23 protein-coding genes are annotated in these 25,608 nt (G+C 62.8%); 7 read left to right on the forward strand and 16 right to left on the reverse strand.

Going from position 1 to position 25,608, the window contains the following annotated elements:
* Positions 1-25: 25 nt before the first annotated feature.
* From LJ737_RS02615 to LJ737_RS02650, 8 genes are all read right to left on the reverse strand, one after another.
* The gene (locus LJ737_RS02615) at positions 26-298 is read right to left on the reverse strand and encodes a hypothetical protein (protein ID WP_227762737.1); all 273 of its coding nucleotides are present in this window, start codon (positions 296-298) and stop codon (positions 26-28) included.
* A 265-nt stretch (positions 299-563) separates the two neighbouring features.
* On the reverse strand, positions 564-1,289 hold the full coding sequence (locus LJ737_RS02620; RefSeq protein ID WP_227762738.1) for a GNAT family N-acetyltransferase: 726 nt from the start codon (positions 1,287-1,289) through the stop codon (positions 564-566).
* Positions 1,290-1,527: 238 nt separating this feature from the next.
* On the reverse strand, positions 1,528-1,962 hold the full coding sequence (gene ybeY / locus LJ737_RS02625; RefSeq protein WP_410779941.1) for an rRNA maturation RNase YbeY: 435 nt from the start codon (positions 1,960-1,962) through the stop codon (positions 1,528-1,530).
* Between the two features lie 87 nt (positions 1,963-2,049).
* Positions 2,050-2,487, reverse strand: coding sequence for an ATP-binding protein (locus tag LJ737_RS02630; protein WP_227762744.1), 438 nt, complete (start codon positions 2,485-2,487; stop codon positions 2,050-2,052).
* A gap of 42 nt (positions 2,488-2,529) precedes the next feature.
* Positions 2,530-5,952 (reverse strand): DUF4175 family protein, encoded by a 3,423-nt coding sequence (locus LJ737_RS02635; RefSeq protein ID WP_227762745.1) that lies wholly within the window; start codon positions 5,950-5,952, stop codon positions 2,530-2,532.
* A 150-nt stretch (positions 5,953-6,102) separates the two neighbouring features.
* A complete protein-coding gene (locus LJ737_RS02640) occupies positions 6,103-6,867 on the reverse strand; it encodes an exodeoxyribonuclease III (protein ID WP_227762747.1) in 765 nt (254 codons plus the stop codon).
* Between the two features lie 114 nt (positions 6,868-6,981).
* Entirely contained in the window at positions 6,982-7,350 is a 369-nt protein-coding gene (locus LJ737_RS02645) for a hypothetical protein (protein ID WP_227762751.1), read from the reverse strand.
* A 3-nt stretch (positions 7,351-7,353) separates the two neighbouring features.
* On the reverse strand, positions 7,354-7,737 hold the full coding sequence (locus LJ737_RS02650) for a carboxymuconolactone decarboxylase family protein (protein WP_227762752.1): 384 nt from the start codon (positions 7,735-7,737) through the stop codon (positions 7,354-7,356).
* Between the two features lie 170 nt (positions 7,738-7,907).
* Between LJ737_RS02650 and LJ737_RS02655 the strand changes: the two genes are divergently transcribed.
* Positions 7,908-8,609, forward strand: a complete 702-nt coding sequence (locus tag LJ737_RS02655; protein WP_227762753.1) for a ComF family protein — start codon at positions 7,908-7,910, stop codon at positions 8,607-8,609.
* A 384-nt stretch (positions 8,610-8,993) separates the two neighbouring features.
* Here the strand turns inward: LJ737_RS02655 and LJ737_RS02660 are convergent, their stop codons facing one another.
* Positions 8,994-10,250 carry an SUMF1/EgtB/PvdO family nonheme iron enzyme gene (locus LJ737_RS02660; RefSeq protein ID WP_227762754.1) on the reverse strand — a complete coding sequence of 419 codons (1,257 nt, stop codon included), beginning with the start codon at positions 10,248-10,250 and terminating at the stop codon, positions 8,994-8,996.
* A gap of 71 nt (positions 10,251-10,321) precedes the next feature.
* Positions 10,322-11,383, reverse strand: coding sequence for a PorP/SprF family type IX secretion system membrane protein (locus LJ737_RS02665; protein ID WP_227762755.1), 1,062 nt, complete (start codon positions 11,381-11,383; stop codon positions 10,322-10,324).
* A gap of 154 nt (positions 11,384-11,537) precedes the next feature.
* On the opposite strand from LJ737_RS02665, the gene LJ737_RS02670 reads away from it, so the two are divergent.
* Both LJ737_RS02670 and LJ737_RS02675 read left to right on the forward strand, forming a co-directional pair.
* Positions 11,538-14,624: an AsmA family protein gene (locus LJ737_RS02670; RefSeq protein WP_227762756.1), complete on the forward strand. Its 3,087-nt coding sequence runs from the start codon at positions 11,538-11,540 to the stop codon at positions 14,622-14,624.
* Between the two features lie 346 nt (positions 14,625-14,970).
* Positions 14,971-15,810, forward strand: a complete 840-nt coding sequence (locus LJ737_RS02675; protein WP_227762758.1) for a DUF4382 domain-containing protein — start codon at positions 14,971-14,973, stop codon at positions 15,808-15,810.
* 310 nt (positions 15,811-16,120) lie between these two features.
* Here the strand turns inward: LJ737_RS02675 and LJ737_RS02680 are convergent, their stop codons facing one another.
* The 6 genes from LJ737_RS02680 to ybiA form a co-directional block, all read right to left on the reverse strand.
* Entirely contained in the window at positions 16,121-16,918 is a 798-nt protein-coding gene (locus LJ737_RS02680; RefSeq protein ID WP_227762759.1) for an inositol monophosphatase family protein, read from the reverse strand.
* A gap of 1 nt (position 16,919) precedes the next feature.
* A complete protein-coding gene (locus LJ737_RS02685) occupies positions 16,920-17,267 on the reverse strand; it encodes a hypothetical protein (RefSeq protein WP_227762761.1) in 348 nt (115 codons plus the stop codon).
* A 20-nt stretch (positions 17,268-17,287) separates the two neighbouring features.
* Positions 17,288-18,943 (reverse strand): apolipoprotein N-acyltransferase, encoded by a 1,656-nt coding sequence (lnt, locus tag LJ737_RS02690; RefSeq protein ID WP_227762763.1) that lies wholly within the window; start codon positions 18,941-18,943, stop codon positions 17,288-17,290.
* Positions 18,912-19,610, reverse strand: a complete 699-nt coding sequence (rsmI, locus tag LJ737_RS02695) for a 16S rRNA (cytidine(1402)-2'-O)-methyltransferase (protein ID WP_227762765.1) — start codon at positions 19,608-19,610, stop codon at positions 18,912-18,914. Before rsmI ends, lnt begins: the two co-directional genes overlap by 32 nt.
* A gap of 242 nt (positions 19,611-19,852) precedes the next feature.
* Positions 19,853-20,113: a 4a-hydroxytetrahydrobiopterin dehydratase gene (locus LJ737_RS02700; RefSeq protein ID WP_227762766.1), complete on the reverse strand. Its 261-nt coding sequence runs from the start codon at positions 20,111-20,113 to the stop codon at positions 19,853-19,855.
* A 16-nt stretch (positions 20,114-20,129) separates the two neighbouring features.
* Complete coding sequence (gene ybiA / locus LJ737_RS02705; RefSeq protein ID WP_227762770.1) at positions 20,130-20,711, reverse strand: riboflavin biosynthesis intermediates N-glycosidase; 582 nt, start codon at positions 20,709-20,711, stop codon at positions 20,130-20,132.
* Positions 20,712-20,837: 126 nt separating this feature from the next.
* On the opposite strand from ybiA, the gene LJ737_RS02710 reads away from it, so the two are divergent.
* From LJ737_RS02710 to LJ737_RS02725, 4 genes are all read left to right on the forward strand, one after another.
* Positions 20,838-21,422, forward strand: coding sequence for a hypothetical protein (locus LJ737_RS02710; protein WP_227762772.1), 585 nt, complete (start codon positions 20,838-20,840; stop codon positions 21,420-21,422).
* Positions 21,423-21,482: 60 nt separating this feature from the next.
* Positions 21,483-21,707: a hypothetical protein gene (locus LJ737_RS02715; protein WP_227762775.1), complete on the forward strand. Its 225-nt coding sequence runs from the start codon at positions 21,483-21,485 to the stop codon at positions 21,705-21,707.
* 120 nt (positions 21,708-21,827) lie between these two features.
* Complete coding sequence (locus LJ737_RS02720; protein ID WP_227762777.1) at positions 21,828-22,529, forward strand: metallophosphoesterase; 702 nt, start codon at positions 21,828-21,830, stop codon at positions 22,527-22,529.
* Between the two features lie 526 nt (positions 22,530-23,055).
* Entirely contained in the window at positions 23,056-25,599 is a 2,544-nt protein-coding gene (locus tag LJ737_RS02725; protein ID WP_227762778.1) for an autotransporter outer membrane beta-barrel domain-containing protein, read from the forward strand.
* Positions 25,600-25,608 lie beyond the last annotated feature (9 nt).

Genomic DNA, 25,608 nt, shown 5'->3' on the forward strand with positions numbered 1-25,608 from the left:
CCTGCGTTTTGTGCCCGAGGGGCCGTTATTCCAGCACCCGCGCCGTAGCGCCGATAATCTGCTGGTCGAGTAATTCCTGCCGGGAAGTGAACTGCAGCGGAATTAGCAAGCCAAATTTCTCGCTTTGGCTCCTTGTGTTGATGAAGTTGACGCCAATAATTGGTAACACCAATCCTGTGGAAAATGCCAAGCAGTTACCGCTTGATACTTGTCCGGTTAGTTCTCCAACCAACGCCCAACCGCGACCCGCCAGCTGGAAAGCCTCCTCTACAGAGTAAGTGCCGACTTCAGTAGACATGGAGCTTTTTTACACTGTTGCAGAACGTCATGCTGAACTTGTCGAAGCATCTCTACCGCGTCGTTGAGATTAGTATCTGCCGTCAGCCCGCGAGATTCCTCGACTTCGCTCGGAATGACGTTCTTGAGGAACGGTCTTTAAAAAATAAAACCGTTTCCACGCTCGGCGGAAACGGTAGTCGGGTTTCGGGGAGAAAACGCGAGGCTAACCCGCTCAGAACGTGCGCAAAGATACGCACTTCGGCGTTTTGCCGCGGCGGTCGGGCTTATTCGGCGTCGTACCGCTCGTTTTCCCGCTCCCGCCAAGCCGCCAGCAGCTCGGCCGAGTGCGCGTCGACGGCTTTCCAGTCGAAGGGCTGCCAGTGGCCGCGGTAGCTGTCGAATACCTCCGTGGCGGGGCGGCAGGCGAAGAGCTTGTAGTCGAACTTGGGGTAGCTGTGGACGAGGTAGCCGGGGTAGTAATGTGTCAGGCCCTGCTGCCGGGCGTAGTTGATTTTGAGCAGCATCAGGTACTTGCCCAGGCTGTAGCGGCGGTAGTCCGGGTCGTAGAAGTTCATGATGCCGGCCATGGTTTGCTCGCCCTGGTCGAAAATGCCGACGGCAATCAGGCGCCCGGCGTCGCGCAGCTCGATGACACCGCTGGGAAAGACGTTGTGGCGGGCGCCGGCCAGGATAAAGGCTTCTACCGTTTCGGGCGCGTCGAAGTCGATGGCGGCGCGGTAGCGGGCGTAGAGGTCTTCGTACTCGTCGGTGAGGCGGAAGGGGCGCAGCGTAACGTTAAACCGCTCGTTCAGGCGCAGCAGGCGGCGCTGCTCCGGGCCCCAGGTCACGTCGGCCAGCACCACGCGCAGCCAGTGCACCGTGTAGAAGCCGCCGTCGATGGGCAGAAACTGGCAGGTAAACAGGTCCTGGTGCATGCGGTAGTAGCCCAGGCTGAGGTAGTAGTCCAGCACGCGGCCGGGAATGATTTCCGGCAGATGGGAAGCGGTCATAGCGGTGGAAACGGGCCGATCAGAACTGTCATCCTGAGCAACGCGAAGGACCTTATAGGATAAGCACGACTGGCGTAACAACGGCTCATTCTGGCGTGATAAGGTCCTTCGCGTTGCTCAGGATGACAGTCCCGAGTCAAGAACAGGTAGCAGCAATTTACGGCCACCATTGGTTCCAAAAAGCAAAACGCCCGCACAATGGCGGGCGTTTTGCTTCAGGGCAGTTGTACCAAAAAGGCTAGAACGTGCGCAGCGAAAGGCAGTCGTCCTCTTTCTTGCGCATGGCCGTCTGGCTCAGCAGATCTTTGTCCTTGTAACCTAGCAGGTGCAGCACGCCGTGAATCATCACGCGGTGCAGCTCGTCGCGGAAGGTGACGTGGTGCGTTTCGGCGTTTTCCTTGATGCGGTCCACCGAGATGAAAATGTCGCCCTCGATGATGTCCGCGTCGTCGGCGTTGTCGAAGGTGATGACGTCGGTGTACGTGTCGTGGTCGAGGTACTCCACGTTCACCTTGTGCAGGTACTCGTCGGAGCAGAAGATGTAGGTCAGCTGCACGATTTTGTGCTCGTGCACCGCGGCCACGCGCTCAATCCATTCCGTCAGCTCCGTGGCGTTGCCCAGCTCGAATTCCACGTCCTCGACGACAAATTCGATACCCGGCGCCTCGTGCATGGGGTCGTACTCGTCATGGTGGTCGGGCGGCAACTGGTCGGCTTCGGACATAAAGCTAAGCGGGAAAGAAGGTGCGGCGAAAGAAACCTAGGCGACGGCGTGGCCCTGCGTTTCGCCGGTGGCGGGCGGCAGGAAGAAGGTCAGCTCCACCTTGCGGCCGTCCTTGGTGAATTCCACCTCGTCGGCCAGGTGGCGGATGAGGAAGATGCCGCGGCCGCCGGGGTTTTCCAGGTTTTCGGGGGCGGTGGGGTCCTGCAGGTTGTTGTAGTCGAAGCCGGGGCCCTGGTCCTCGATTTCAAACTTCACGCGGTCCTGATCAATGGACAAGCACAGCAGCACGGTCTTGTCCTTGTCGAACTTGTTGCCGTGGCGGATGGCGTTGTTCACCGCTTCGGTGACGGCCACCATGATGTTGCCGTAGATATCGTCCTCGATGTGGAAGGTATCCTTCGAGTTGTCGATGAAGCTTTCAACGACGCGAATGTTCTCGACGAGGGACGGAATCTGGATTTTTACCTGCTTCATGGAGTGGTGAAAGGGGGCAACGGGGCGTAAAAATAGGCAGCGCTATTTCATTTTCTGAAAATACTCGCTCACCTCCCGTTGGTAGTACGGAGTGAGGGCCGGCGGTACCGTACGTAGCAACTCCGTCTGGCGGTTACGCTGCTCCCGATATTTCTCGAACGCGGGCGGAAAACCGGGCGGCACCGTCTTGGCCGTCTCGGCTTCGCGCTTGTTGTCGAGGTCCCGTTCCCGGGCCGATTTTTCGGCTTCCAGGAGGCGGCTCAGGATCTGACGCTGGCGCATAACGGTTTGCTCCGTCAAGCGCTTGTTTACGAGGTCCTGCTCGGTTTGTTCCATCATTTTCTTGAGCTCCCCCATGCCGCCCATGCCCTGCTCGCCCTTCTCTTTGCCGTCCTTGCCGAGCTTGCCCTGCTTGGCGGCTTGCTGCTGCATTTTCTCCAGCTGCTGCAGGGCTTCGCGCAGCATTTGCTGCTGAGCGGCCATCTTGGCCAGGTCCTCGGAGAGCTGCCGGCCCTGCTTGCCGCTCTGTTGCAGCTGCTGAATCTGCTGGTTGAGCTGCTGCTGCAATTTGCCGAGCTGCCCGGACCCGGGGCTGGGCTGCTGGCCTTTCTTTTTCTTGCCCGGCTTGCCCGAGCCCGACTTGCTTTGCTGCGACTGGCGCTGCTGCTCCTGCATCTGCTGCAGGGCGTCGTTGAGCATCAGGGCGAGGTTGTTCATGCTCGTCATGGCCAGCTGCTGGGCGCCGGTGGCGCGGGGCACGTTGCGCTGCAACAGCTGCTGCATGGCCTGGTCCATCTGCCCGTTCATCTCCCCTACTTCGCGCGTCACGAAGGATTGCAGCTGAAACACGCGCTTGGCCAGGGCATACAGCGAGTCCTGAATCACCACGGCGTCGTCGCGGAGCTTGCGCTGGTTCTGGCTGAGCTGCTGGTAGCGCGGGTCCGACTGGTCCACCTGCCGGAACTGCTTCATCAGGTTTTCCTGGTCGAAGGAGAGTTTCAAAAGGTTTTCGAGGATGTCGCGCAGGTGGTCGATGTTTTCCTGCTGCTTATCCGATTCCTCTTCCTCCATGTTCTGGCGCATCTTCTGCGCCATCTGCTTCATGTTTTGGGCGGCCTGCTTCTGGTTTTGGGCCGCTTTCTGGTTCTGGTTTTTGCCGAGCTGCTCCTGACTTTCCTGCATCTGCTGGTCGGTCTGTTGCTGCTCCTGCTGCATGGGGTCCAGGTTGTTCTGGTTGTCGAGCTGCTGGTCCATCTTCTGCAGTTCCTGCAGCTCCTTCTTCACCTCCTCGAAGGCCTTTTGGGCTTCCTGCTGCTGCTCTTTCAACTGCTGGTTTTCCTGCTGGCGCTGGTCGTTGGGCTTGTCGGCGGCTTTTTCGGTTTGCTCGGCCAGCTTCTGCTCCTGCTCGGCCAGCTTTTCCAGCTGCTCGGTGGTGCTTTCCATCTTCTGCTCCAGCTGCAGCTGCTTGAAGAGGTCCATGGCGCGCTCCAGCTCCTTCTCCATGGTTTCCTCCTTGTTTTCCAGCTTGTCGAGCAGCTTCTGCAGCTCGCCCTCGGGGGCTTTCTGCTGTTGCAGTAGCTTCTGCAGCTCCTCGTAGAGCTTTTTGGTTTCGGGGTCCATCATGGAGTCCATGAGCTTTTGCAGCTCCTGGGCTTTTTCGGCCAGCTGCTGGCTCCGCGGATCGAGCTGCTCCTGCTTCTGCTGCAGTTGCTCAAACATCTGCTTCATCTGGTTCAGCTGGGCGTCCATTTGCTGCTTCTGCTCGAGCATCTGCTGCATTTCCTTGCGGTCGGAGTAACTCAGCTCGCGCTTGCTCTTGAGCTTTTCCTCGGCCTTGGCCAGCTCCCGCTGCAGCTTTTTGCTCTGCTCCTGGGCGCTGGTCATCTTGTTTTGCATCGACTGCGCATCGGCGTTCAGCTGCTCGCGCAGCTGGGCCCGGCTGGGCAGGCGGTAGGTAATGGGCCGGGTGCGCGCCGACTTGGGGCCGTGCACGCCGTCGTTGTCCCACACCTCCACGGCGTATTCGAGCTGGTCGCCGGCCTTGAGGCGCAGCGGGGCCAAATCCCACTGGTGGGTATACGTCTGGGTCGGGCCGTTACCTGCCAGAGCCATGGGCGCGGTGCGCCAAGTACCGGGGCGCTGGGCGGTACCCACGCGGTAGTGCAGCGCCAAGCGCGTGAGGCCGTAGTCGTCGCGCAGGGTGCCGGCCAGGGCCAGGTAGCGGCGCGTGGCCGTATCGGCAAAGGCTTCGACGGTGATGCTGGGCGCCTGGTCGGGCACCACGGTGAGCTGGTACTCGATGGGGTCCCGGTTCGGGCTGATGCTGTTGCGCAAATCCACCCGGTAGGGCTGGCTGCGCAGCACCTGCCGCGTGACGGTGAACTGGTCATCATCGGCGGCCTGGGCCGTCACCGTTTCGCTCGGGTCGCGGAACAAGAGCTTCACCGATTCGGTGGCGGCCGTGTTAAAGCGCCAGGTCAGGCGGGTGCCTTCGGGCACGGTCAGGTTGCCATCGTTGCTCAGGTCCTCGGCGGCGCGGCGCAGGTAGCTCGGGTACTCGGCCCGCACGCGGAAGTCGCGCAGGTTGGGCCGCTCCAGCACTTTCAGCTGGTAGTCATCGGACGTAAAGCCAGCGGCAGCCAGCTGAAACTCGGTGCTGCGCTGGGGCTGTTGGAAGGTGAAGGCAAAGCGGCCCGGGGCCACCTTGGTCAGGCGCCGCTCCCGGCCGTCGTAGAGCACCGATACCTCGTTGGGCACGGCCTCGCCCTCGACTTCCACTTCCAGCTTGAAATCCTCGTTTTTGAAGGTCTGCAGCGCCCGGTTGCCGAGCACGAAGCGGAAGGGCATGGGCTTGGCGTAGGCGCGCGAGTAGTGGAAAATGCGCTCGGTGCCCTGCACAAACAGGCTGGGCCACACCAGCAGCAGCCCGGCGGCCACCAGCGCCGGGATGGCCGCGTACTTCCACAGCGGCCGGGTTTCCTCCTTGATGCGGATGCGCTCGGCAAACTCCAGGCCCGACAGCTGCCCGGCGCGTTGCTCCAGGCTAGCCGCAATCAGGGCGTTGTCGCGGGCCTGCCCCTGCAGCTGCAGGGCGTTCAGCAGCTTGTCCTGCACCTCCGGAAACAGCTGGCCCACGCGCTCGGCGGCCTGCTCGTCGGAGAGCAGGCGGCGCAGGTTGCTCAGCGCCGCCAGGGGCTGCCAGATCCAGCGCACGAAGGCCCAGACCGTCAAACCCAGGAAGCCGAACAGCAAGCCGCCGCGCACCCAGGTGGGCAGGTACAGGAAGTATTCGAGCAGGTTGAAGACGACGAAGAACGTCAGCAGCAAGCCGCCGGCCACCAGCGCGCCGCGCAGCAGCAGGCTGAGGTAGAACTTGCGCTTAAACGCCTCCAAATGCTGCCGCACCTGCTGCCACGTGGCAGTGGAAGCCGCAGAAGCAGCGGGTATAGATTGGGTTGCCGGCATATCGGACCTCACAAAATCGAAACGGAGAAAGATACGGCGAAACCCCTGGCCGAAGCCACGCCGCCGTACGGCCGTGCTTTGCTAACCACTGCCAGCCCGCAATAAGTGCCGAAGCGGCGCGGAGAAGGTCCCCGTGCCGCTTCACATAAGCTAAGCCAGCTCCACGTAGGCCGGACAGTGGTCGGAATGCACCGCGTCGGGTAAAAGACCGGCCGCGGCCAGCCGGGGTTGCAGGCGGTTGTCGGCCAGCAGGTAATCGAGGCGCCAGCCCACGTTGCGCTGGCGCGAGCCGGCCCGGTAGCTCCACCAGGAGTAGTGGTGCGGGGCGTCGCCGTGGTGGTGGCGGAAGGAGTCGGTGAAGCCCGTGGCCAGGAAGTCGGCAAACCAGGCGCGCTCGGCCGGGGTGTAGCCCGGCGAATTTTGGTTGGCCTTGGGGTTGTGCAGGTCGATGGGCGTGGGGCAGCAGTTGAAGTCGCCGCAGATGACGAGCGGCGGCACCGTGGCCCGCAGCGTCTGGATGTAGGGGGTAAACCAGTACAGCCAGTCGAGCTTGAAGGCCTGCCGCTCCTCGCCGCTGGTGCCCGAGGGCATGTACACGTTCAGCACCGACACGTCCTCGAAGTCCAGGCGCAGCACCCGGCCTTCGTGGTCGTAGGGCTCGTGCCCGCAGCCGTAGCTCACGGCCTTGGGCTCGTGCTTGCTGAAGGTGGCCACGCCGCTGTAGCCGGGCTTCTGGGCCGGAAACTGGTAGTAGCGGTAGCCCAGGGCCTCGAAGCCGGCCACGTCCAGCGCCTCGCGCCCCGCCTTGATTTCCTGCAGGCACAGCACGTCCGGCTGCGCTTCCTTTACCCAGTCCAGCAGACCCTTGCTCACCGCTGAGCGCAGCCCGTTGACGTTGTAGCTGATGATTTTCAAAGCGTGTAATGAAAAACGTCTGTCATCCTGAGCGGAGCGAAGGGCCTTATTGCCTCAGCGCGGTAGCCGTGCGAGCGTGCAAGGTTCTTCGCGTTGCTCAGAATGACAGTTGGTTTATTGTTCGTTCAGGTCTTCCTGCTGCGCAAAGTATTCCAGGATGTGCCACTTCAGCATGCGCTCCTGCTCCTTGAGCGTGGCAAAGGGGACGGGATTGACCAAGCGGTAATGTGGCCAGCCGTCTCCGTCCACGCGCTCCAACTCGTAATAGCCCGAGATGCTGAACAGCCGGCAGGTGGCAATGTGCATCAGGTCTTGCTTCTGCTCCTTGGTGAAAGGCCCGAGGCCCTGCCCCAGCTCCTGCACGCCGATGAGCAGCAGCAGCGCGTTCAGGTCGGGCTTCTTGCCGAAGCGCGCTTTCAGCTCAGTCATCAGCAGCCACCAGCGGTGCTCAAACTGCGCTTCGGTTTCCAGCGGATCGAGCATGGCTTATTCGGCGGCGTGTTCGGCGTGGGGCGGCGCCGGCGTGGCGGCCTCTTCCTTCAGGGCTTCCCAGTACTCCACCGCCCGGCGGAAGTGCGGAATCACAATGCTGCCGCCGATGAGGTTGGCAATGGCAAACACTTCGTACACCTCCGAGTCGGTCAGGCCTTCCTCGTAGCACTTGCCGAGGTGGTACTTGATGCAGTCGTCGCAGCGCAGGACCATGGAGCAGGCTAGGCCCACGATTTCCTTGGTTTTTACGTCCAGGGCGCCGGCCTGGTAGGTGTTGGTGTCGAGGTTGAAAAAGCGCTTGATGACCTTGTTATCCGCCGCCATGATCTTTTCGTTCATGCGCGAGCGGTAGTCGTTGAATTCGGTGACGAGGCTCATGTTAGGTAGTAAGTAGAAAGTAGTCGGCAGTCCGACCGGGTCTTGCAAAAGGAAATTCCCGCCGCAAAGGTTTACATTAACCAGCAATTACCCGCTCCGCCCAGTGGCGCCCCGAAGGTGCTTCTTCCCTCACACCTGTTGCGTTTGGTTTTCCCGATTCTAAACGCACAATGCTACCCTCCGCACTATCCGATTTTGTCGCGCTGATATTCCCGCGCACCTGCTTAGCCTGCCAGCAGTCCTTGGCCCGCGGCGAAACGCACCTCTGCACCGCCTGCCGCACCCAGCTGCCTTACACCGACTACCACCGCCTCGCCCCCACCGATAATCCGCTGGCACGCCGCTTCTGGGGCCGCGTGCCCATGGAGTACGTGCTGAGCTACCTGCGCTTCCTGCGCCGCGGCCGTGTGCAGCACCTGCTGCACCAGCTCAAGTACCAGGGCCAGCGCGAAGTGGGCACGGCCCTGGGCCAGATGTACGGCCAGGAGCTGGCCAGCCACGGCCTCGGCGCCGACCTCGACCTGATTCTGCCCGTGCCCTTACACCGGCGCAAGCTGGCCAAGCGCGGCTACAACCAGTCCGATACCTTCGCCGAGGGCCTGGCCACCAGCCTGCTGGTGCCGTGGTCGGCCGAGGTACTGCGTCGCAACAGCTTCACTGCTTCCCAAACGCGCAAGAGCCGCGCCGAGCGGTGGCAAAACGTGGCCGAAGTCTTCGAAGTAGCCCAGCCCGAAGCCGTGCGGGGCAAACACGTGCTGGTCGTCGACGACGTGCTGACCACCGGCGCCACCCTGGAAGCCTGCGCCATCAAGGTGCTGGACGCCGGTGCGGCGGCCGTGAGCGTGGCCACCATTGCCTGCGCCGAGCACTAAGCCAATTAGGTAGCAGGGCGTCCTGGTGAGCTTGCCGGAGCATCTCTACCGCTTTATGTGAACGGCCTAAAAAGAACGTCATGTCGAGCGAAGCCGAGACATCTCGCGTGCCGACATTGCACAACATCCGCACGATGCAAAAAAGAGCGTCGTACTGAGCCCCGCGAAGCATGCCTACCGCCTCGTTGAGTTTACCACCTGATGGCAGCACGCGAGATTCCTCGGCAAGCTCGGATTGACGAGCGAGAAGAGCAGGCGAAGCGGTAGAGATGCTTCGCGGGGCTCAGCACGACAACTAAACACTTTGAGCACTGCTTGCTAAACGCAAAACGGCCCGGACTCTGCAGTCCGGGCCGTTTCGATGCTTGGGCTAACCCTGGTGGCTTACTTGTTCGAGCCGGGGTTGATCATGGCGCAGCGGAAACCGATAGAAGCGGTAGCCGAGTCTTGGGCCATGAAGCGACGCGTGCCGGGCGAGAGCCAGTAGGCCACGTCTTTCCACGAACCGCCTTTGTACACGCGCACCTTGTCGTCGATCAGCGACTGGTAGCCTTTCTTGTCGTACTTGGTTTCCTCGTCGAGGACGCCGTTGCGACGGAAGGGGTTCAGGTCTTCCATGTCTTCGAACGACAGCGGGCGGTATACGTCCTGCACCCACTCGTTCACGTTGCCGGCCATGTTGTAGAGGCCGTAGTCGTTCGGGGGGTAGGCGTACACGTACTCCGTAATCATAGCACCGTCGTTGAGCGAACCGGCAATACCGGCGTAGTCACCACGGCCGCGCTTGAAGTTGGCCATGAACTGGCCCATCTTCCGGCCGTAGGAGTTACGCACCTGGCGGCCGTCCCACGGGTATACGCGCTTGTTTTCCTGGTTTTCGTTGCCCACTTCCTGGGTGCCGATCATAGCCTGAGCGGCGTATTCCCATTCAGCTTCGGTGGGCAGGCGGTAGTTCGGCAGGGTGTTGCCGTTCTCGATGGAGATTTTGGCTTTGCCGTCGCCAGCGTCGGCCGTGCCCTCGGCACCGGCGTCAGCAGCGTCGTCGCCACCCTTCTTCTTTTTCTTCTTTTTGGGCGCCGAGGTGTCCTCCGCGTTACCGGCCAGGTTTTCGTTCACCTTGGCCGTACGCCAGGTGCAGAAGTCGTTGGCCTGCAGCCAGCTCACACCCACCACGGGGAAAAAGCGGAAGCCGGGGTAACGCAGGTAGTAATCGACGTAGGGGTCGTTGAACGACAGGTCGCGGGCCCATACCGTGGTGTCGGGCAGCGCCGACTGGTAGAACTCCTCCGACGAGTCTTTGCGCACGTAGTGCAGGTATTCCAGCCAGTGGATGTTGGCCACTTCGGCTTCGTCCATGTAGAACGAGGCCACGGTCACGGTACGCTCGAGGTTGTCGTGGGTCATGGCCACATCCTCTTCGCCCGAACCGAGCACAGTGCGGCCGCCTTCGATGAAGACGAGGCCCGGGCCTTCCGGAATGCCTTGGTAGTCAGCCACCTTCATGCCTTCTTCGGTGTTGTACTCAATGCCCGTAGTGGACGAGTACTTGCCGGGCTTCTGAGCCGAGGGCGGACCGCTTTTGCAAGCCGACAGGGCGCAGGCGCCAACGACAGCTAAACGCAGGTACTTGGAAAAATTCATACTTGTTTACGTGGAACTCCTTGAGCGGAAAAGGCTTGAGAATGGCAAACTGAACGCAATGTTACGAAGTTTCAAAAGGTCGGACAAGGGGGCGCCGCGTAATTTTTGCGCCGCAAGCGACGATACCCGGCTTCGAGCAAGTCAATCTTCTGTAAACACAATGTTAGCTCGTGGGCGCCGCCAACTTCGCGGCTGAACCGGCTGAGACTCACGTCGTAACTGTAAGCGAAGCGGAAACCTCCCCAGCCCAAGCCGAGCAGGGCTACGAGGCTCTGCTGGGTTTTACCCGGGCCGGGCGCGGCACCCCGCCAGATCAGGCCGGCGGTCAGGGGAGTCCAGGTTCCGTATAGGCCGATTTCGGCGCGGTCGGAACCGCCTTGGTAGGTGTAAGCCACGGTGGGCGAGAGGCTTACCTCGTGGTACACTCGCTTAACGGTGGTCTTGCGGAAATAGTATTTGTAGCCGCCGTGCAGGCCGAGGCGAAACGGGAGCACCGCGTCGTCGGCGCGGCCGACCACGGGCTGGTTGAGGTGCGAGGCGGCAATGCCGAACCACGCCTGCTCGGTGTAAAGCAGCCCCCCGATGCCCAGCGTGAAGTAGCGCTTGGGGTCGTACACCCGTTCGGCGGAGTTGCCCACGTACTGCCCGTCGGCGTCGTACTGGTCGCCGAAAACGAGGTTGCTGTAGCTGATGCTCTGGGAGCCATAGGCAGCGTGGGCGCCGGCGCTGACGTAGGCGCCGCGGGACAGCTTGCTGTGGTAGGCGTAGGTGAAGCCGCCCTCGAAGCGCGTCATGTCTAGTCCACCGCCGCGGTCGGCGTTGATGAGCAGGCCGACGGCGCTGCGCTGGTCCTGCAGGCGGTAGTCGGCGGCGAGCTGGCTGGACTGCAGCGTGCCGATGAGCGTGGGGTATTGGTTGCGGTAGGCGAGCGTGACGCTGTAGTCGTCGAGCAGGCCGGTGAAGGCCGGGTTCAGGTGCAGCCGGGTGGCGTAGGGCTGGGAGAAGAACACGTCCTGGGCCTGGACCGAAGGTGCTGCCAGAAAGCCGGTTAGGGTCGCCGCCAGGGTGGCGCATGGCGCGGCCAGCCGGGTACGCCGGCGGGGCGAAAAGACGGGCAGGACGGTGGCGCGCATAGGTGGGTGGACTAACGGCCGCTGCGCCGCGTTTGGTACGCGGCTGCCGGGTGGCGGAACTAAAATTGCAAATTCGCTCATCTTTAAGTTGCCACCTCGACTGGTCGTTTCGGCTCTTGCTAGAGTTGTGCGCTAGTTGCCAACTACTTAACCCATGCGAAAATTTTTTCTGGGGCTGCTGATTTTCCTCGTGGTCCTCGTCGCAGCCGTGGCCCTGGCGCCGGTGCTCTTCAAGGACAAGCTCAAAACGGCGCTCGACAAGCAACTGGCCCAAAAGCTGGCGGCGCGGGTGGAGTATCAGCCCGACAACGTGAGCGTGAGTTTGCTGCGCACTTTCCCCGACCTCGACCTGAGCATTGAGGAGTTGCGGGTGATTGGCAAGGACTCGTTTGCGCGGGACACGCTGGCCTATCTGCCCCGCCTCGACGTGGGCCTGGACCTGATGAGTGTCATCAGCGGCAATGAAATCAAGATCAATCAGGTGAACCTGGAGCGGCCCGACATTCATGCCCGGGTGCTCAAGAGCGGCCGCGCCAACTGGGACATTGTCATTTCCGACTCGGCGCTGGCTACCAAGGGCGTGGACACGACGGCCTCGCCCAAAATTGCCATCAAGGGCTGGAAAATCGACAACGGACACATCCGGTATGAGGACCTGACGATTCCCTTCGGCATGGAGCTGCGCGGGGTGAATCACTCCGGCTCGGGCGACTTCGCGGAGGACGTGTTCGACATGAAATCGAACACCACCGCCGAGGCGCTGAGTATGGTGTACGACGGCACGACCTACATCGACCAGAAGAAGCTGACGGCCGACGTGACCATGGGTATGGATCTGGCCAAGATGAACTTTACCTTCAAGGACAACCAAGTGCGGCTCAATGATTTCCCGTTCAGCTTTCAGGGTCAGATTGGGCTGCCGAATGCCACGGACATCACCTACGACATGACGTTCAAGGCGCTGGAAACCGACTTCAAGAACATCCTGAGCTTGGTGCCGGGCGTGTTTACCAAGGACTTCCAAAACATCAAGACGTCGGGCAAGGTGGCCTTCGACGGCTACTTCAAGGGCGTGCAGAACGCGGTGAAGATGCCGGGCTACGGGGTGAACCTGGTGGTGACGAACGGCATGTTTAAATACCCCAACCTGCCGCAAGCCGCCAAGAACATCAACGTGGACATGAAGGTGGACAACCCCTCGGGCTTCACCAACAACGTGATGGTGGACGTGAAGAAGTTTCACCTCGACCTAGGCACCAACCCGGTGGACGGCAACGTGCGCATCGACGGGCTGGAGCCGATGAAGGTGGACGGCCGCGTGAAGGCCAACGTGGACCTGGCCGAGGCTACCAAGGTGTACCCGGTGCCGGACATGGTGCTGCGCGGGCTGCTGTTCGTCGACGCCACGGCCAAGGGCACCTACTCCAAAACCCAGATGCCGGTAACACGGGCCGCGCTGCGCCTGACCAACGGCTACGTGAAGGCCAAGGCTTTCCCGGCGCCCATCGAGAACCTGACGGTGAACGGCACGGTGGTCAACACCACGGGGCAGGTGAATGACACCCGCATCGATATTCCGCAGTTCCGGATGCTGCTCGACGGGGAGCCGCTGGAAGGCCGCTTGGCGGCCCAGAACATAGCCAAGCCCATCTTCGATGCCAACGTGAAGGGCGTCATCGACCTGACCAAGATGACCAAGATCTTCCCGCTGGAGGGCATGACGGTGACCGGGCGTCTGAACGGCAACATCGCCGCCAAGGGCAGCATGGCCGACATCGAGGCGGAGCGCTACCAGAACATCGTGGCCTCGGGTACCGTCAACGCCCAGAACGTGACCTACAAGAGCGCCGACCTGCCGCAGGGCGTGAAGGTGACGCAGGCCACGGCCTCGTTTAACAACGCCAGCATTACCCTGCAGAACATGACGGGCTTTGTGGGTTCCTCGGACGTGCAGGCCTCGGGCGTCATCAGCAACTACATGGGCTACCTGTTTACCCCGGGCCAGCCCCTGCGCGGCACGCTGACCGTCAACTCCAAGCGCTTCAACGTGAACGAGTGGATGGTGGAACCCGACGGGCAGGCTTCGGCCGGGGCCAAGAAAGCTACCCAGGCCCCGGCTACGGCCTCGGCCGACGGCGTGCTGCAGATTCCGAAGTTCTTCGACCTGAAGCTGAATGCCAACGCCGACCAGGTCATCTACGACAACCTGAAGCTCGACAACCTGAAGGGCGCGCTGACGGTGAAGGACGAGGCGGTGAGCATGAACGGGCTGACCTTTAACACCCTCGGCGGGCAGTTTGCCACCAACGGCAGCTACAACAGCCGCGACCTGCAGCACCCCAAGTTCAACTTCGGGCTGAACATCAAGAACCTGAACTTCCAGAACGCGTTTGCGGCCTTCCCTTCGGTGAAAAAGCTGCTGCCGCTGGCCCAGCAGGTGGAAGGCATCTTCGGCACCAACTTCACTGTGAGCGGGGAAATGGGCCAGGACATGATGCCGAACTACAGCACGCTGACCGGCAAGGGCCTGTTTGAAGTGGTGCGCGCCGCCGTGGGCACCTCACCGGTTATCAGCAAAATCAGCAACCTCACCCAGCTGCAGGAGTTGAAGAACTTCGCGGTGAACAACAAGGACGTGGCGGCCGAAATGCTCAACGGCAACCTCATCGTGAAGCCTTTCGACTTCACCGTGGGCCAGATCAAGGCCACGGTGGGCGGCTCCTCGAATGTGGGTGGCACCGTGGACTACGTGATGGCGCTGGACGTGCCCACCGGCAAAGTGGGCAACGCGCTCAACGCCAAGCTTACCCAGCTGACCGGGGTGCAGGACATCAAGGGCACCGAGCGCGTGACCATGGGCCTGAAAATCGGCGGCTCCATCAGCAACCCGGATGTGCGCCTGACCACCGCCGGCACCAAGGCCCAGGCCAAGGACCTGGCCAAGAGCTTGGTGACCAGCGTGGTGCAGAGCAAAGTGGACGACGCCAAGCTCAAGCTGGCCGCTAAGGCCCAGGTGGCCCAGGACAGCGCCCGCAAAGAGCTGGAAAAGAAGCAGCAGGAACTGCAGGCCAAGGCCGCCCAAGAGCTGGAGAAGAAGCGCCTGGAAGCCGAAGCCAAGCTCAAGCAGAAGGCCAAGGAAGGCCTCGGCAACCTGTTCGGCAAGCCCAAGAAGACGACGCAGCCGGCCCCCACGCCTACCCCGGCGCCGGCTGATACGGCCAAGGCGGCCAGCGGCAACTAACCCGCCCCGACCTCCAAACCCAAACCGCCCGCTGATGCCCTTACCCGGCGTCGGCGGGCGGTTTGGGTTTGGAGGTGGCACAGGTGCCAGCAGCAAAGGCGCCGTTCCTAACTTAAACAGCTAACCGGCCGCACGAAGGCGAGTTGGGTGCGCTTGGTACGGTTGGGCTAATATTGAATTATATCGACAAAACGGGATATTGACTAAAACTCAGGACTTGTTGGAATAGGTAAATAAAATAGGAGGTTAAAGGGTGTTTTTCTTGGTTTTATAATCCTTTTCACACCAAGTTGCGTACAGGGCGCGTTACCAGCGCTTTGCACTGAGCCTTTCTCTCCCCCACGTTATGAAACCACTAGCTCTGTTTTCCCTGGCTGCCCTGACGGCCTTCGGCCTGGCCAGCTGCGGCAAGGACGACAACAAGTCCGGCGACGCCAAGCTGCAGATCCGCCTGACCGACGCCCCCGGCGACTTCCGCGCCGTGAGCCTCGACGTGCAGCGCATTGAGCTGCACATTAACCCGGAAAACGACCCCAACGGCTGGCAGACGCTGCCCTTCACGCCCCAGGCCATCAACGTGCTGGACTACGTGAACGGCCGCTCGGCCCTGCTGGTGGATACCGACTTCGACCCGGGCACCCCGCAGGAAATTCGGCTAGTGCTCGGCCCGAACAACTTCGTGGTGGGCCGCGACGGGCAGCAGTACGCCCTGAAAACGCCTAGCGGGCAGACCTCAGGCGTGAAGCTGCAGTTGCAGAACGTGACGCTGACTGCCGGTCAGACGTACCAGCTGCTGCTCGACTTCGACGTAGCCAAGTCCATCGTGGAGCGCGGCAACGGGAACGGCAACAACCCCAACGAGCGGTACCTGCTCAAGCCCGTCATCCGGGTGGTGGCCCAGGACCTGAATGGAGCCATTCGCGGCACCGTGTCGCCGGCCGCGGCCTTGCCCCAGGTGCTGGCCATCCGCACGAGCATCACCCGGGCCGATACCTTCAGCACCATGGCCGACGCGGGCGGGGCTTATCAACTGCTGAGCCTGCCGGCTGGTACTTACACCGTGAAGTATTTCCCGACTACCTCGGCGCCGAGCGGGCAGAACCGCTACCAAGACGCCACCCGAACCGGCGTCGGGGTAACCAACAACGCAACGACGGTCATCGAAAACGTGAACCTGCAGCCCTAAGCAGGTGCTGGTCAGTCGCCAGCAGCGGCCCCCATCATTGCGAGCGAAGCAAAGGTCGACGTAGTCAAGCGCGGCACCCGCAGGAAGGCGTAGCCAATCGTTCCGCTCGCGGCAAGACGGCTTAACTGACAGAAACCAAAAACAGCCCCGCCCGAAACCGGTAACTCTGGTTTCGGGCGGGGCTGTTTTCGGGTAGCAAGGATTGGAGCGGCGCTACTGGAGGAAGGGTTGCTTCGGCTACGCCTCGCAACGACTACGGGGTGAACCGGCGCAGCTTCCTCGCCATGACGGCCAGTGAGTCGCGGCAGGCTTACGACCAGAACTGCCGCACGATGTTCTGCATTTCGTCGTGCACGTGGCCGTTGCTGGCAATGATTTCGCGGTTGAACACCGGGTCGCCGTCTTCCAGGAACTGCGTGACGCGGCCGCCGGCCTCGCGCACCAGCAGCACGCCCGCGGCCACATCGTAGGAGTTGATGTTGAACTCGAAGAACGCCTCGAAGCGGCCGGCGGCTACCCAGGCCAGGTCGATGGCGGCCGAGCCCACGCGGCGCACGCCGTTGGTTTCGCGCATAAACTCCTTTAGCATGCCCAGGTAGGGGTCGATGCGGTTGAAGTTGCTGTACGGGAAGCCGGTGGCCACGAGCGACTTGCTGAGCGTGGGCGCGTCCGACACGCGGATGGGCTTCTCGTTGGCAAAGGCCCCGCCGCCGCGCACGGCCCGGAAGGTTTCGTCCTGGTTGATTTCGTACACCACACCGATGACCAGCTCCTGGCCCTGCATCAGCGCAATGCTGACGGAGTACACGGGCAGGCCGTGGATGAAGTTGGTGGTGCCGTCGAGCGGGTCGATGATCCAAGTAAATTCCTCGCTGCGGTTGGGGGCGCCGGCGGTGCCTTCCTCGGTGATGAAACCGGCCTCGGGCAATAGCTCGCGCAGCCCGGCCACCACGATGCGCTCCGACTCCTGGTCGACGTACGAGACCATGTCGTGCAGGCCCTTGTTCTCGACGCGGCCGCGGTCGAAGTTGGCCGCCTCCTGGCGAATGAACTGGCCGGCCCGGCGGGCTACCTCGGCTACCTGGTGGCTGAGTTGGGTAAGGTCCATATCAGAATTGTTCGGGGTGAAAGTCCACCCATTCGTTGTTGACAAGCGTTTCGAAGTGACCCTGCTGCGGCTGGCCCTCGGCACAGCCCTTGATGCGGACTGGCGCAATCCAGTCCTGCTGGCAGTGCTCCAGCGGATCGGCAATGGCTTGCCAATCGGCGGGCGCCACGCCGTATTCCGCGTGCGCTACCTCTTCGGCGGCGGCTACGGTTTCGTACCACTGGTCCCAGCGGCCACCAGCATCCTCCAGCGTATCGAAGCCGAACAAGTAAACCCCGTCCGCGCCGTCGTGAATCATGAGCCGCACGGCATCGGAAGTCGGCTGAGGCACTCGGGCTATCTGACGCATGGCAGTAGGGCTTGCAGAACTTACTTCACGAAGCGGCGCAGCAGCACCCAGCCCAGCAGCAGCACGGCCAGGACCTGGGCGGCCAGGCCCAGCAATTCGCCGTGGCGGGTGTAGAAGGTCAGCTCGTCGTTGAGGTGCACCACGTAGCGGCTGCCGGCCTGCGTCCACCAGCCGGTCTGTTGCACGATGTCGCCGCGCTGGTTGACGAAGGCCGACACGCCGGTGTTGGCGGCGCGGGCAATGTCGCGGCGCGTTTCGATGGCGCGCAGGCGGCCGTAGAGCAGGTGCTGCTTGTAGCCGGGCGAGTCGCTCCACCAGCCGTCGTTGGTGATGATGCCGATGAGCGTGGCCCCGCGGCGCACGTACTCGCTCACGTAGTCGGAGTAAATGGACTCGTAGCAGATAACCGGGGCCACGCGCAGGGCGGTGTCGGTGGCGGCCGAGCGGCTGCTGAATACGGTGCGCGCGTCCTGGCTGCCGTAGGAGCCCACCACGCCGCCGAGGTTGATGGTGCCCAGCGCGGCGTCGAGCCACACGGGCACTTTCTCCACTCCCGGCACCAGCTTCGACTTGTGGTAGACCTCCAGCGGTCCGGTGGCGCCGTCGACGTGCAGGGCCGCGTTGTAGATGTCGTAGTAGCCCATGTCGTCGCGGTAGCGGGCGGTTTTGGAGGCCTGCTCCTTGCTCGGGTAGGTGCCCACCGAGGTCATGCCCGACAACAGCCGCAGCCCGGGGTGCGCCGCCAGCAGCTGCCGGATACGAATCACGTCGGGGTGTACTTCCAGCTGGCTTTCCCAGTGCACGGTTTCCAGCGAGGTTTCGGGCCAGAGCACCAGCTTGGTCTGGGGCGTGACGAAGCGCTCCGTAATCGTAACCATCCGCTCACGCTGGGCCTCGGGGGTGATGTAACGGGCCGAGCCGGAAAACTTTTCCTCGAACGGGTCGATGTTGGGCTGCACCACCACCACTTCGGCTGCCGGGCCCTTTTCCTGCCAGCGGCTGCCGATGACAAACGAGAGCAGCAGCGGCAGCGCGGCGGCCAGGACGGGCAGCAGCCAGCGCATGACCACAGGCCGGGCAGCCAGCGCCACCACACCGGGCTGCTCGGCGCGCTCCGAGGCGCCAAAAGCCGCCCAAAAGACGGCCAAGTTGGTCAGCAGCACCCACACCGAGCCGCCGAGCTGCCCGGTGTACTCGTACCACTGCACCCAGCCGGGCACGGCCGCGAAGCCGTTGCCGAGCGTGAGCCAGGGCCACGACAAATCCCAGGTCAGGTGCAGCTGCTCGAAGGCCAGCCAGTACACCACAAACGCGAGGTAGCCCAGCGCCGGCCCCGCGAGGCGGCGCGTGTGCCAGAAGGCCAGCAGCGGCAGGCTTTGCAGGGCGGCGTTGAGAATGTTGGCCGCAATGCCGCCGCCCACGGTGCTGTAGGCCACCCAGTAGGTGGTCAGCACGTTCCAGAGCAGCAGGTAAAGGTAGGCCCAGCGCCAGAAGCGGCCGCCGCTGGCGCCCTGGGCGCGCAGCACCTGGGCCAGCCGCAGCAGCGGCACGAGCCCTAGCAGCAAGAGCAGCGGCGCGGGGGCCGGGTGCACCGGCCAGCCCGCCCACAGCAGCACGGGCCCCAGCAGCGTCAGCAGCCAGGGCTTATTCGCGAAGTCCTTGAACGACAATGACAATTTCTCCTTTAATGGTGGCGCGGCGCCCAAACTCTTGCGCCAGCGCGGCCAAGGAGTCGGTTACCGTTTCTTCAAACAACTTGGTCAGCTCCCGGCTCACCGAGGCCGGCCGCTCGGGGCCCAGCGCCTCCGCCAGCTGCTCCAGCGTCTTCACGATGCGGTGCGGCGACTCGTAGAAAATCATCGTCCGCTCCTCGGCGGCCAGCTCGCGCAGGCGCGTTTGCCGGCCCTTCTTCACCGGCAGAAAGCCCTCGAAGGTAAACCGCTCGGCGCCGAAGCCCGACTTGAGCAGGGCCGGCACGAAAGCGGTGGCGCCGGGCAGGCACTCCACTTTCAAGCCTTTGGCCAGCGCTTCCCGCACCAACAGGAAACCCGGGTCCGAAATTCCGGGCGTGCCCGCGTCCGACACCAGCGCCATCCGCTCGCCTTTTTCCAGGCGGTCGAGCACGCGCTGCACGGTTTGGTGCTCGTTGTGCAGGTGGTAGCTGAGCATGGGCTTTTTGATGCCCAGGTGCTGCAGCAGGCGGCCGCTGGTGCGCGTGTCCTCGGCCAGCACCACGTCCACCTCGCCCAGCACGCGGATGGCCCGCAGGGTAATGTCCTCCAGGTTGCCGATGGGCGTGGGCACGAGGTATAGGGCGGTGGGCTCGGGAGTGGCAGTTGACATAATAACAAAGGTAGACCGCGGAGAGGAACGAAGGGCGGCGCAGCATGCGGTGGCACCAGTTGTCATTGCGAGGACGAAGGACGAAGCAATCCTTGCTCTCGTGGTACGACCCCACAACTAGCTTCGCCCAAAACCAACATCTGCGGTTTTGGGCGAAGCTGTTTTTCGGTTTGGGCTTTTGGTGCCGTGGTGCCGCCAGAGAAAGGATTGCTTCGCTCTGCTCGCAATGACGACCGAACCATCTAATTGGCCACCACCTGCCCGCCGTACTCCGCTGCCAGCTTGTCGATGGACTCGGCCAGCTTATGGTCGCGCGCCGTCACGGTGTTGCCCGCGTCGTGGGTGCGCAGCCGAAACTCCACGGTGTTGTACTCGTTGGCCCACCAGGGATGATGGTCCTGGTACTCGGCTTCCTCGGCCACATCGGTCATGAAGCTAAAGGCGGCCTGAAAGTCCTTGAAGCGGAAAGTGCGGCGCAGGGAGTTGTCGGTTTCGGTCCACATGGGGCAAAAAGTGAAATTAAAGTTGACGTTGCAGCCGGGCCCGCACTTCCATCAGGGCGAAGCCCAGGAGGTTTAGCCCGCGCCAGGCGGCCGGGGTCAGGGCCCGGGCGTCGTGCTGGGCCAGGCCGATGCCCCAAATGGCGTCGACGGGGCTGGCCTCCACCAGCACCCGCTCGCCGGAGGCCAGTAGAAACTCGCGCAGGGCCGGGTGCTGGCCGAATTTAGCCTCGTTGCCGCGTACCACCAGGTCGAAGCGAGCGGCTTCCCACTGCGCGGCATCGAAGGACTGCACCCGCCGGCCGTACTTTTTGGCCTGATCGGGGTGAGTGGAGCCGATGACGGCCTGCCGGTTGGCCTCGTCGCCGAACAGCCGGGCTTTTTCGGCCATCATCCAGTGCTCGGCCGTGGGGTACAGCGTGCCGGCGATGGTGAAGGGGGCCGGGTACCACTGGCTCAGGCATTCCTTGCCCACGCGCCCAGCGCCGGGCGCGGGCGTGTGCCCCCAGAAAAACAGATACTCAACGGCCTGGCCCGCCGCCAGGTGGCGCTGCAAATCGTCCAGGTTGCGGATGGGGGCAGCGGTGTGTTGGTAGTCCATGGGTGCGAAGGTGAGGCGGCTCCGCAGCCAACATACGCAACGAGGCGCATTCGGCAACCCAAACGCGCCGGGCGCAGTACACCGAAAAAGAATCCGCTACTCCCTCCCAGACCACAACCAACGACCATGTCCATCGACCCGAAAAACCGCCCGGTGCGGGAAATACCCAACGATACCACCGACGAAGAGCTGCAGGCCGGCCACATCATTCCCGGCGCCGATCCACCCAAAAACGAAGCGGCCCGCGGCGGCTTCGGCAACCGTGACGGCAAGCAGGGCTTCGGCACCGATTCTTCCGACGGCATTTCGTCGGTATCCGTCAACGAAGACGCCGACAAGCCCGGCCACCCCGCCGACAACATCCGCGGCGACGACGAAGGCCGCCCCGTGGTGCCTAACGAAGACATGCCCACCCCCGACGTGCTCGACCCGCGCCGCCTGCCCGACGCGTTGAGCGAATCGGATGGCGACTCGCGCCGCGCCCGCAACGCTGGCGAGGACCTTACCGACGAAGACGACCTCGACGCGGTGGACCGCCTCGACGATTTCGGGGATGCGGACGAAGATGACGAGGACGACGATACCGCGGCGCCCCGCAGCGGCGCCGGGGCCATCGACTACAACTCCAAGGCTTCCGACGCCCGCCCCGACACCAACGCCGATCTGACCGACCCCGATGCCCAGGAATCGGGCATTGCCAAGGGCTTCTAGGCCCGTGGACCTGCGGTGCCTCCGGGCGCCGTGCCTTTCCCAACACAAAACACTACTTCCATGTCACACAGCAATAGCAAGGGCAACGAGCCCTCCAAGCAACAGCCGGGCGGCCCCGCCGCTGCTGAGCAACCCAAAGCTGCCGGGCAGCTGCCCGTCAACAACCGGGACGAGCAGACCGAAGACCGGCTTGAACAGGAAGCCCAGGACGCGCCCCAGCGCCACCCCAACCGCAACCTCGAAAAACCGGAGCTCGACAAGCCCAGCTACGGCGGCGGCCACTAAGCCCGCGCAAGAACCAGAAGCCCCGGCCTCCGATGAGGCCGGGGCTTTTTTGTGCCCGCCGAGCAACTGCACACCGCGCTTGCGGCGTAGGCACCTTATCACCCCCATTTGCCCAATGTCATGCGCTACGCCACCACCGACCTGCACGGCTGCCTGCACACGTTTCGCCACCTCGTGGAGCAGCGCCTGCACCTCACCCGCACCGATTCGCTGTACGTGCTCGGCGACTTTGTCAACAAAGGCCCGGACTCGCGCGGCGTGCTCGATTACTTGATGCAGTTACAGGCCGAGGGCTACCAGGTGCACGGGGTGCTCGGCAACCACGACCTAGAGCTGCTGCAGGCGGCGCGGGGTGCCCGCCCCATGGCCAACTGGGCCTCCCCCGCTGATTTCAGCATGACGCTCGGCAGCTTCGGCGTGGAGCATACCCGCGACATTCCCGAGCCCTACCTGCGCTGGATCGAGGCGCTGCCCCTGTCGCTGGAGCTACCTGATTTCGTGCTGGTGCACGCCGGGTTCGATTTTCACTTGCCGCCCGAGCAAATGCGCCGCGACCAGCACTCCATGCTCAACATCAAGGACTTTGTGTTCGATGCCTCGCGTTTGCAGGGCAAGCGTCTCTTGCACGGTCACAATCCGAAACCGGTGAAACAGCTCCGCCATCAGGTAGAGCAACGCAACGGCGCCATTGACCTTGATACTGGCTGCGTGTATCGTCACAACCCCGAGCTAAGCCACTTGGCAGCCCTGAATTTAGACACCTGGGAGCTGACATTGCAGACCAATATTGAGCCGGATTACCCCATTGCCCGGCGCCACTAGCCTTGCCATCAAAGTGGACGTAACTGAGCTTTGAATAAGGTTGTTTTTGATTTGCCCGGGATACGAGTGCAATTGTTGCTGAGTTTTTTATTGTAATAGTTATAGAAAGCCTCTGTGGTTGTCTTTAGGTACGTTATAAGTATTGGTAAATTTTTTCGACCTCGTACATACTCTGTTTGTTTTGGTAAAACGTCTGCTTTACAGCGGTTTTAATGTAAGTGTGAAGGGCCCCTGTTTCGTAACAGATCAATAATGTTAAAAAAAATTATTCCCAATTTAGGATTCACAAAACCGTCATCTATATTTGGTTAGTGACATTAGCTGTCATATGGTTATGGCAGTGGAATAATGTTGCTTTTCCGGTATAGGCCTATGGTAGCTTAATTACTTTCCCCTCGCTTTTCTGGTACTTTCCGAGTTGGGCTATGCTTGTGCAAAGCGGTGCCCAGCCGCTTCCGGCGCCTTTTTGGTTGTTGGCAGCTACCCTTTTGCCCTGATTGAACCTAGCCTCCTGCCCTTCTGAGCCATGAAACAAACTTTACCCTCCCCCATTAACTCCGGCCGCGCCACCGGCGTAACACGCCAGCAGGCCTCCCTGGCCATGTGGCTGTTGCTGCTTTCGGCGCTGGTGCTGCTGCTGGTGCAGCGCGCCCAGGCCCAAACGCCGGTGGTATACCGCGTAGGCCAAGGCGGCACCTACGCCTCCATCACCCAGGCCCTGGCAGCGGTGCCGGCCACGCTCACCGCGCCCTACGAGTTGCAGCTGACCAGCGGCAGCTCTTTCGACGAAAACGTGTTGATTGCCCGCGTCGGCAGCGCCAGCAATTCGCTCACCATCAAGCCCGAAACCGGCGCCACCAACATCGTTATCAACGGCACCATCACCTTCGGGGGTGGCACGCGCTACGTGACGCTGAGCGGCCACAACGGCAGCAGCGCCCGGCAGCTGACGGTGCAGCAAATCAGCACCGCGCAGCCGGCCGTGGCCCTCACCGCCGACGCCCGCAACATCACCATCCGCGACGCGCGCCTGCTCGGCAACAACGCCTCTCTCGCCGGCGGCGTGGTTGAAATCGACGGGGGCAGCAGCCTCGGCAACGACGACAACACGCTGGTGGGCAACTACCTGGCCCAGGCTGGTGGCGGCCTGCTGCCGGCCAACCTGGTGTACGCCGCCGCTGGCGGCGGCAGCGTGACCAACGACCGGGTGGCCCTGCTCAGCAACGAACTGGCCAACTACGCCCAGTGCGGCGTGAAGGTGAACAGCGGCAACGGCGACGGGTGGATTATCCGCGACAACAGCTTCTACTACTCGCTGGCCACCGCGCCCACCACGGCCCAGACGGCCATCAGCTTCCTGGCCGGCGCAGGTTCCGATAACAACGCCGTGAGCGGCAACTACATCGGCGGCAGCGCGCCGCAAGCGGCTGGCACCGTGTGGGTGAATGCCGGCGCGCAGGACTTCAAAGGGGTGGTGGTGAGCTGCGGCTCGGGCACTGGGTCGGCCGCCAACGTGGTGGAAAACAACGTGGTGCGCAACATTAGCCTGTCGCAGCCCAGCACCCAGGCCTTCCAGGCCCTGCTGCTCACCGGCGGCCGCAGCGAGCTGACGGCCAACACCGTGGCGGCCGTGACCAACAACGGCACCGACGGTGTAAACTCGCTGGTGTCGCAGGCGCAAACGGTGCTCAACAGCTTCACGGTGGCGCCCGGGCAGGTGATGAGCATTCAGAGCGGGCAAACGGTGGTGACGGGCAACCTCACCATTCAGGGCACGCTCAACCACACCGGCGGCGACATCGTCGTCAACGGCGACTTCACCAACTCCGGGGCCTTCGCTCAAACGCTGGGCAACCTCGAAGTGAAGGGCGACCTGAACAACACCGGCGTGTTTAGCTGCACCACCGGCGGCGTGCTGCTCACCGGCGCGGGCCCTCAGCTGGTGGGCGGCGGCCTGTACTACAACCTGGAAGTGCGCGGCGCGGGCACCAAAACCCTGAGCGACGACGTGACCCTGGCCAACAACCTAGTGATGAACGGCGGCATCCTCGACACGGGCCCCAACAAAATCCGCCTGAACGCCGACGCCCTGCTCACGGAAACGGCCGCCAGCTACGTGCTCGGCCGGGTGGAAGCCCGCCGCACGCCCCGCAGCGGGCAAACGGAAATCTTCGGCAACGTGGGCCTGGCCCTGACGCCGGCCGCCGGCTCCTTGCTGCCGGGCCTGACCACCGTGGTGCGCACCACCGGCACGGCCGCTACCATCAACGGCACGCCCGCCCTCAAACGCTACTTCGACATCACGGCGGGCGTAACCACCGGCCTGAACGTGGACATGCGCTTCGACTACCTCAGCAACGAGCTGAACGGCCTCGCCGCCGCCGACCTGCGCTTCTTCAAGTCGACCAACAGCGGCAGCACCTGGGAATACAAAGGCATCAGCAGCAGCGGCCCGGGCTTCGCCCAGCTCAGCGGCGTCGACGGCTTCTCGCGCTGGACCCTGGGCGAGCAGAACGTGGTGCTGCCGGTGGGCCTGACGGCCTTCCGCGCCCAGCGTCAGCAGCAGGCCGCCGCGCTGACGTGGACCACCGCCGCCGAAGAAAACAGCCGCGGCTTCGCGGTGGAAGTATCCACCGACGGGCACAGGTTCCGGCAGCTGGCTTTCGTGGCCAGCCCCACGCCTAACGCCACCGTGGCCCGCAACTACCGCTACGTGGACACCGAAAACGGCAAGCAGGGGCTGCGCTACTACCGCCTCAAGCAGGTAGACCGCGACGGGCACGAAACGCTCTACGGCCCGCGCACCGTCAGCTTCGACAACCGCCCGACGCTAGCCGCCTTCCCCACCGCGTTTGACCAGACCTTCGACGTGGAACTGCTGGCGCCCGGCTCCGGCAACGCCGTGCTCACCCTGACCGACGCCCTCGGCCGGGTGGTGTGGACGCAGCAGCAAGAAGTAATGGCCGGCCCGGCCCGCCTGCGCGTGGCCCCGCAGTGCCCCGCCGGCAACTACCTGCTCACCGCTTCGGTGGACGGGCAGCGCTACCAGCAGCGCGTGGTGCGGAAATAGAGGTGTCGG

Origin of the sequence: Hymenobacter sp. 15J16-1T3B (genome assembly GCF_020711235.1) — a bacterium.
Taxonomy (GTDB): domain Bacteria; phylum Bacteroidota; class Bacteroidia; order Cytophagales; family Hymenobacteraceae; genus Solirubrum.

Bases quoted from the DNA above. Each gene is read 5' to 3' on its own strand.
- LJ737_RS02635 (WP_227762745.1), bottom strand. From the start codon at position 5,952: ATGCCGGCAACCCAATCTATACCCGCTGCTTCTGCGGCTTCCACTGCC.
- LJ737_RS02645 (WP_227762751.1), bottom strand. From the start codon at position 7,350: ATGCTCGATCCGCTGGAAACCGAAGCGCAGTTTGAGCACCGCTGGTGG.
- LJ737_RS02615 (WP_227762737.1), bottom strand. From the start codon at position 298: ATGTCTACTGAAGTCGGCACTTACTCTGTAGAGGAGGCTTTCCAGCTG.
- LJ737_RS02650 (WP_227762752.1), bottom strand. From the start codon at position 7,737: ATGAGCCTCGTCACCGAATTCAACGACTACCGCTCGCGCATGAACGAA.
- LJ737_RS02685 (WP_227762761.1), bottom strand. From the start codon at position 17,267: ATGCGTCAGATAGCCCGAGTGCCTCAGCCGACTTCCGATGCCGTGCGG.
- rsmI (WP_227762765.1), bottom strand. From the start codon at position 19,610: ATGTCAACTGCCACTCCCGAGCCCACCGCCCTATACCTCGTGCCCACG.
- LJ737_RS02675 (WP_227762758.1), top strand. From the start codon at position 14,971: ATGAAACCACTAGCTCTGTTTTCCCTGGCTGCCCTGACGGCCTTCGGC.
- LJ737_RS02655 (WP_227762753.1), top strand. From the start codon at position 7,908: ATGCTACCCTCCGCACTATCCGATTTTGTCGCGCTGATATTCCCGCGC.
- ybiA (WP_227762770.1), bottom strand. From the start codon at position 20,711: ATGGACTACCAACACACCGCTGCCCCCATCCGCAACCTGGACGATTTG.
- ybeY (WP_410779941.1), bottom strand. From the start codon at position 1,962: ATGCACGAGGCGCCGGGTATCGAATTTGTCGTCGAGGACGTGGAATTC.
- LJ737_RS02665 (WP_227762755.1), bottom strand. From the start codon at position 11,383: ATGCGCGCCACCGTCCTGCCCGTCTTTTCGCCCCGCCGGCGTACCCGG.
- LJ737_RS02715 (WP_227762775.1), top strand. From the start codon at position 21,483: ATGTCACACAGCAATAGCAAGGGCAACGAGCCCTCCAAGCAACAGCCG.
- LJ737_RS02725 (WP_227762778.1), top strand. From the start codon at position 23,056: ATGAAACAAACTTTACCCTCCCCCATTAACTCCGGCCGCGCCACCGGC.
- LJ737_RS02680 (WP_227762759.1), bottom strand. From the start codon at position 16,918: ATGGACCTTACCCAACTCAGCCACCAGGTAGCCGAGGTAGCCCGCCGG.
- LJ737_RS02630 (WP_227762744.1), bottom strand. From the start codon at position 2,487: ATGAAGCAGGTAAAAATCCAGATTCCGTCCCTCGTCGAGAACATTCGC.
- LJ737_RS02710 (WP_227762772.1), top strand. From the start codon at position 20,838: ATGTCCATCGACCCGAAAAACCGCCCGGTGCGGGAAATACCCAACGAT.
- LJ737_RS02660 (WP_227762754.1), bottom strand. From the start codon at position 10,250: ATGAATTTTTCCAAGTACCTGCGTTTAGCTGTCGTTGGCGCCTGCGCC.
- LJ737_RS02700 (WP_227762766.1), bottom strand. From the start codon at position 20,113: ATGTGGACCGAAACCGACAACTCCCTGCGCCGCACTTTCCGCTTCAAG.
- LJ737_RS02670 (WP_227762756.1), top strand. From the start codon at position 11,538: ATGCGAAAATTTTTTCTGGGGCTGCTGATTTTCCTCGTGGTCCTCGTC.
- LJ737_RS02620 (WP_227762738.1), bottom strand. From the start codon at position 1,289: ATGACCGCTTCCCATCTGCCGGAAATCATTCCCGGCCGCGTGCTGGAC.
- LJ737_RS02720 (WP_227762777.1), top strand. From the start codon at position 21,828: ATGCGCTACGCCACCACCGACCTGCACGGCTGCCTGCACACGTTTCGC.